Annotated in this window: 2 protein-coding genes; both read left to right on the top strand. The window is 66.8% G+C overall.

What is annotated here, in order from left to right; genetic code table 11:
* On the top strand, positions 1–940 hold a 940-nt coding region (locus LQV45_RS34440), incomplete at its 5' end, for a gamma-glutamyltransferase (RefSeq protein WP_230012374.1).
* A 17-nt stretch (positions 941–957) separates the two neighbouring features.
* On the top strand, positions 958–1,150 hold a 193-nt coding region (locus tag LQV45_RS34445), incomplete at its 3' end, for an AAA family ATPase (protein ID WP_230012377.1).

Here is a 1,150-nt window from a genome sequence, read left to right on the forward strand (position 1 = left end):
CGTCTACGGCATGGCGCCCTCCAGCAGCGGCGGCACCACGGTGGGCGAGGCGCTGAACATCCTGGAGCCTTCCAACCTGTCCGGGATGTCCACGCCGGGCGCCCTGCACCACTACCTCGAGGCCAGCGCGCTTGCTTTCGCGGACCGTGGCAAGTACGTGGGGGACCCCGCGTTCGTGAGCGTTCCCACCGCCGCGCTCACGGACCCGGTGTTCGGCAAGGAGCGCGCCTGCCAGATTGATCCGCTGCACGCGGCGGCGAAGCCGGTCGCGCCGGGGAATGTGTCCTCGTACGACGGCGCGTGCCCGGCCGCCGCCGTGGCGCCTGCGGTCGAGTTGGACACCGAGAACATCTCGACGACCAACCTGACCGTCGCGGACAAGTGGGGGAATGTGGTCGACTACACGCTCACGATCGAGCAGACCGGAGGGTCCGGCATGGTGGTCCCCGGCCGCGGCTTCCTGCTCAACAACGAGCTGACCGATTTCTCGACAGTCTACGACCCGGCCGACCCGAACCGGATCGAGCCGGGGAAGCGCCCGCGCTCGTCCATGTCGCCGACCATCATCCTCAAGGAGGGCAAGCCGTTCCTCGCCCTCGGTTCGCCCGGCGGATCGACCATCATCACAACTGTCCTGCAGACCATTCTGAACCGGGTGGATCTTGGCATGACCATCTCCGGGGCGATCGCCGCACCGCGTGCCTCGCAACGGAATGCGGCCAAGGTCACGGCCGAACCCGAGTTCATCGCCAAGTACGGCAGCCAGCTGGCACCGTTTGGCCATCAGCTCACGCCGTCGGGGGATGCGTTCACGTCGGCAGCGGAGATCGGCGCCGCGACCGCCATCGAGTTTCTGCCCGACGGCGGCATGGTCGCCGCCGCCGAGCCCGTCAGACGCGGAGGGGGATCGGCGATGGCCCTCAAGGCGTCGCGGAGGTAGAGCCAATCGCTAAAACCGTGATTCTGATCAACGGTCTTCCTGGCTCCGGGAAGACCACGCTCAGTCGTCAACTCGGCCAGGCACTGTCAATCCCCGTCATCTCCAAGGACAACCTCAAGGAAGCACTCGCAGACATCGCGTTAGGGAATGTCGGAAGCGGTCGGCTCGGGCAGATCGCTTCCGACACCATGTGGCAGTTGGCGGCGTCGA

This window comes from Microbacterium sp. Bi128 (assembly GCF_918698205.1).